4 protein-coding genes and 1 pseudogene are annotated in these 4973 nt (G+C 36.5%); all 5 read left to right on the forward strand.

Going from position 1 to position 4973, the window contains the following annotated elements:
* Nucleotides 1–1111 (forward strand): annotated as a pseudogene (dnaN, locus tag RT405_RS04800) (DNA polymerase III subunit beta); the annotation flags it as partial.
* Nucleotides 1112–1296: 185 nt separating this feature from the next.
* Nucleotides 1297–2055: an SDR family oxidoreductase gene (locus tag RT405_RS04805; protein WP_313468034.1), complete on the forward strand. Its 759-nt coding sequence runs from the start codon at nucleotides 1297–1299 to the stop codon at nucleotides 2053–2055.
* 434 nt (nucleotides 2056–2489) lie between these two features.
* Entirely contained in the window at nucleotides 2490–2741 is a 252-nt protein-coding gene (yaaA, locus tag RT405_RS04810; protein ID WP_313468035.1) for a S4 domain-containing protein YaaA, read from the forward strand.
* Nucleotides 2741–3862, forward strand: coding sequence for a DNA replication/repair protein RecF (gene recF, locus RT405_RS04815; RefSeq protein WP_313468037.1), 1122 nt, complete (start codon nucleotides 2741–2743; stop codon nucleotides 3860–3862). The genes yaaA and recF overlap by 1 nt, the downstream gene beginning before the upstream one ends.
* Before the next feature lie 14 nt (nucleotides 3863–3876).
* The coding region (locus tag RT405_RS04820; protein ID WP_396163292.1) for an ATP-binding protein at nucleotides 3877–4973 on the forward strand (1097 nt) is incomplete at its 3' end.

A 4973-nucleotide genomic window follows, 5' to 3' on the forward strand; every position in this document is an offset into this window, starting at 1 on the left:
AAAAAGCATTGCAGATGTCCAACGTGCAATTTCTTCAAGAACGACTATTCCGATTTTAACAGGGATCAAAATCGTCGCTAATGAAGAAGGACTTACCTTAACAGGAAGTGATTCAGATATTTCCATCGAAACATTTATTCCAGTAACCGATGAAACCAATGCTTTAACCATTGAAAAAACTGGCAGCATCGTCTTACAAGCTCGTTTTTTTAGTGAAATTGTAAAAAAATTACCTGAAGAAACGATGGAATTAGAAGTATTGGATCATTTTCAAACCTTGATCACTTCAGCAACAGCATCTTTTACCATTAATGGCTTAGATGCTAATAATTACCCTCATTTACCAGTTATTGATACAAATGAATCTTTTACTTTACCAGTGGGTTTATTCAAACAAGTCATTGGTCAAACTGTTATTGCTATTTCAACTCATGAAAGCCGACCTATTTTGACTGGTGTCAATATGGTTATTGAAAATAGTCAACTTTTAGCTGTGGCTACTGATAGTCACCGTTTGAGCCAACGCATTATTCCATTGGAGATGACAGAAGAACAAGCAAGCAAGAAATACAATGTCATTATTCCAGGAAAAAGTTTGATTGAACTTGCTCGTACATTAGTGGATAATTCTGAGAACTTAGAAATGATGGTTACTGAAAACCAAGTTCTATTCAAAACAGAAAATATGTATTTCTATTCTCGTCTTTTAGAAGGCTACTATCCCGATACAAAACGTCTGATTCCTGACAGCTCATCATCTGAAGTTGAATTTAATGCCACAGTGCTTTTAGGAGCAATTGAACGGGCATCGTTATTGTCACATGAAGGTAAAAATAATGTTGTCAAAATTACGGTCAACCCAGAATTAGTGAAACTTTCCGGAAACTCTCCTGATGTAGGAAACGTGCAAGAAGAAGTTGATTACTTGGCTGTTGAAGGCGAACCAATCGAATTGTCTTTCAACCCAGACTACATGAAAGATGCGCTAAGAACATTTGGGCAAACAGATATCAAAATAAAATTTACATCGCCTGTTCGGCCATTTATTTTAGTTCCAAGTGAAAACGATCAAAACTTTATTCAATTGATTACACCTGTTCGAACATTTTAAAAAAGCAAGACTGTTTTTCTATCTTTACAGAAAAACAGTCTTTTATTTTGGCCTTTTTCAAACACACTATGATTTAGCAATGAAATTTCTTAATAATAGAATTTCTTTCCTAATTTCTTGTAAATAGCTTCACTAATCGCTAAAATAAAATTATTAAGGTTATTTATGGAAAGGAACATTTTAAAATGGGACGTTTAGAAAACAAAGTAGCAATCATTACTGGAGCAGCTAATGGAATGGGAGCGGCAACAGCTGTTATGTTTATAAAAGAAGGGGCTAAAGTTGTACTAACAGATCTTCAAGAAGAAAAAATGCAAGAATTGCTTTCTGATATCAAAGAAAAAGGCGGAGAAGCGATCGCGATTAAACAAAATGTTGCTTCTGGAGCTGATTGGGATCATGTCAAAGAAGAAACACTGAAAGCTTTTGGAAAAATTGATATTTTGATTAACAATGCAGGGATTACTGGAGATTATACAAAATCTGCTGAATTAACGGATGAAGAAGAATGGCAAAAAGTAATCGATATTAACTTGAAGAGTGTTTATTTGGGTATTAATCGAGTGATTCCAGTCATGAAAAAGAATGGCGGCGGATCGATCGTAAATATTTCTTCAATTGCCGGATTAGTTGGTTCTGGCGGTCCTTTTTCTTATACAGCTTCAAAAGGCGGCGTTCGTTTGCTCACTAAAAATGTTGCAGTAAATTATGGACCAGATCATATCCGTTGCAACTCAATTCACCCAGGAACAATTAAAACGCCAATGTCTGCTCCTTCTTTATCCATACCCACAATTTTGGATAAGATGCTTCAAGGGATACCACTGAAGTATGTTGGCGACGCTGACGATATTGCTTATGCTTGCGTATATCTAGCTTCAGACGAATCTAAATATGTGACAGGTACTGAATTGGCAGTTGATGGCGGCTATACTGCACAATAAAAGACAGAAAAATTAGCTAACATTAGTCAAATTTTGTATTCCAGCCTAACAACAAGGGATAAAATAGTTTTACATCCTACCTAAAGATAGTTAAAAATTTAAAATAGAACTGCCTCTCTGCATTAGATTCTGAACGGAAACATGTGAGAGCAGTTCTATTTTTTATTCTGACTTACTATTTTCAGAACTAGCTCGAGTAAATGCGACTCATTTTTTTATCCTCCTTCAAAAAAAGCCTTTTTTTACCCTTTTAAGGAACTTTTAGCTTTTTAGGGTCTTTTTGTATTTGTTTATCAAAATGTAATGAAGCTGGTTTATTTTCTAATATTATTTGTAATATGGAGAAAAAAGAGGTATAATAGTATTAACAAAGAAGTGCGAAATGCGTGGGTTTTTTATACTCCACGCTTATTTTATTGAAAGCAGGTGATTTTATGAAAAAGAATATCATGATTGAGAACGAATTCATTACATTGGGCCAATTTTTAAAGCATGCCGACATTATCAGCAGCGGCGGAATGGCTAAATGGTATTTAGCAGAACATACTATTTTAGTAAACAATGAATTAGAAAATCGAAGAGGCAAAAAACTGTATCCAGGTACAGTTGTAGAAATCCCTGAAGAAGGGACTTTTTTCATACAATCTGTTGACTCGTTCAGTCAGGCTTCTGAGGATGAACGTTAATGTTTTTGAAAGATATCCAACTTTCAAATTACCGTAATTATGAAAGTGCGCAAGCTCATTTTTCAGAAGGCATTAATGTTTTTCTGGGCGAAAATGCTCAAGGAAAAACCAGTTTGATGGAAGCAATCTATGTATTGGCGATGGCGAGAAGTCACCGAACAGCAAATGATAAAGAACTCATTCGCTGGGAAGAGGAAGTTGCACGAGTAAGCGGAAGAGTTCAAAAAAAGAATGCTCAATTTCCGTTAGAACTCATTATTTCTACTAAAGGCAAAAAAGCTAAATTTAATCATCTAGAGCAAAAAAAATTAAGTGAATATATTGGCCACTTGAACGTAATCCTTTTTGCACCAGAAGATTTATCTTTAGTGAAAGGCTCGCCTTCCATCCGAAGGAAATTTATAGATATGGAAATGGGCCAAATGAGCCCTATTTATTTACATCATCTTGTTCAGTATCAACGTGTCTTGAAACAGCGAAATCAGTATCTGAAACAGCTAGCTTTTCAACAAAAACAAGATGTAACCTTTTTAGAAGTGTTAACTGATCAGTTAGTAGAACATGGAGCTGCTATCTTGGCGGAGCGCTTTTTATTTGTGGAAAAACTCGGTAATTGGGCAGCTCCGATCCATCAAGAAATTTCTCAACAGAAAGAACACTTAGAGATTCAATATGCTTCCGGACTCGTTTTAACGAATCCGAAAGATAAAAAGCAGAATCAAGCAGACTTGCTACAAGCTTATGAACAAGGACGAAAACGCGAAATCGATCAACGCATTACGCTTTTTGGTCCTCATCGTGACGACTTGAAATTTAGTGTCAACGGGCGCAATGTGCAAACATTTGGCTCTCAAGGGCAACAAAGAACTACAGCTTTAAGCGTGAAGTTGGCAGAAATTGATTTGATGAAAGAAATGACAGGAGAATACCCGCTTTTGCTATTAGATGATGTCCTGTCCGAATTGGATGATGAACGTCAGACTCATTTATTAAAAGTGATTCAAAATAAAGTTCAAACGTTTTTAACCACAACTAGTTTAGATGGAGTGAAGCAGGAAATGCTTGATGCTCCAAGAATTTTTCATATAGAAAATGGTCATGTAGAAATGGAGAGTGAATGAATTTGTCTGAAGAAATGAGAAACAAAGCCGATTTGGCTCAAGATTATGATGCGAGTCAAATTCAAGTGTTAGAAGGATTGGAAGCTGTTCGTAAACGTCCAGGTATGTACATCGGTTCAACCAGCGGTGAAGGACTGCATCATTTAGTTTGGGAGATCGTTGATAATTCGATTGATGAAGCTTTAGCTGGATTTGCTAATGAAATCAATGTGATCGTTGAAGAAGATAACAGCATAACAGTTATTGATAACGGTCGCGGAATTCCAGTAGATATCCAAAAGAAAACAGGACGTCCTGCTCTTGAGACGGTTTTCACGATTCTACATGCCGGTGGGAAATTTGGTGGCGGAGGCTATAAAGTTTCTGGTGGTTTACATGGTGTAGGTGGCTCGGTCGTTAATGCCTTATCCACTAGTTTAGAAGTTCGTGTACACAAAAATGGAAAGATTTATTTCCAAGGGTATTCTAGAGGGGCTGTTTTAAATGACGTGGAAGTTATCGGGGATACGGATCGTCATGGGACAACCGTTCATTTTTTACCGGATCCTGAAATTTTTAAAGAAACCACTACTTATGATTTTGAACGTTTAGCTGTTCGGGTACGAGAATTGGCCTTTTTAAATCGTGGCTTAAAAATAACGATTGAAGACAAACGGGAAGAAACTCCTAAAGTATTGGAATACCATTATGAAGGTGGAATTAAAAGCTATGTAGCCTTCTTAAACAAAAATAAAAATGTCTTATTTGAAGACCCTATCTTTTTAGAAGGAGAACAACAAGGAATTTCAGTAGAAGTTGCTTTGCAGTATACGGACGGCTACCACGCCAACTTATTGACATTTGCCAATAATATCCATACCTATGAAGGCGGAACGCATGAATCAGGATTTAAAACAGCTCTGACACGAGTGATTAATGACTACGCTAAACGGAATAAACTGATAAAAGAATCAGAAGAGAATCTAACTGGGGAAGATGTTCGTGAAGGTTTGACCGCTGTAGTGTCGATTAAACACCCTGATCCGCAATTTGAAGGACAAACTAAGACAAAGTTAGGGAACTCTGAAGCAAGAACCATTACAGATCGCCTTTTTTCAGCTCATTTTGACAA

Source organism: Carnobacterium sp. (assembly GCF_032094055.1).
GTDB lineage: Bacteria > Bacillota > Bacilli > Lactobacillales > Carnobacteriaceae > Carnobacterium_A.

What these genes read in the sequence shown, in the direction of transcription:
- recF (WP_313468037.1), top strand. Translation starts at nt 2,741, where the DNA reads ATGTTTTTGAAAGATATCCAACTTTCAAATTACCGTAATTATGAAAGT.
- RT405_RS04805 (WP_313468034.1), top strand. Translation starts at nt 1,297, where the DNA reads ATGGGACGTTTAGAAAACAAAGTAGCAATCATTACTGGAGCAGCTAAT.
- yaaA (WP_313468035.1), top strand. Translation starts at nt 2,490, where the DNA reads ATGAAAAAGAATATCATGATTGAGAACGAATTCATTACATTGGGCCAA.